General features: G+C 39.1%; 1 rRNA gene. It reads left to right on the top strand.

The features are described from left to right. Window positions 1–205 precede the first annotated feature (205 nt). Window positions 206–317 (top strand): 5S ribosomal RNA (rrf, locus tag LC454_RS26300). Window positions 318–330 lie beyond the last annotated feature (13 nt).

Genomic DNA, 330 nt, shown 5'->3' with positions numbered 1-330 from the left:
GAGAGACCAAAGCCAAGTGGTACTAATAGCCCGAAGCTTTCTCATGCAGAGACACACTGTTGTCTTCCTCTTTAATTTTTGAAACAAAAGAAAGGAAACTCTTTCAATATATATGTCAATATAGTTTAGGTTATAGGATTGGTATAAACTTTCATAGAAAAGTCTAAATACTAATATCTAACTACTTTAAATCTATAAAAAAACTTTAGGTGCCTATATCGGCGGTGTCTACCTCTTCCCATTCCGAACAGAGCAGTCAAGCCCGCCAGAGCCGATGGTATTGCCGTAACAGGTGGGAGAGTAGGTCGGTGCCTTTTTTTACACAGAAGC

The organism is Sphingobacterium sp. GVS05A (assembly GCF_019969845.1).
Taxonomy (GTDB): Bacteria; Bacteroidota; Bacteroidia; order Sphingobacteriales; family Sphingobacteriaceae; genus Sphingobacterium.
The sequence above is the reverse complement of the archived record's forward strand: the minus strand, read 5'-3'. Positions and strand labels throughout refer to the sequence as shown.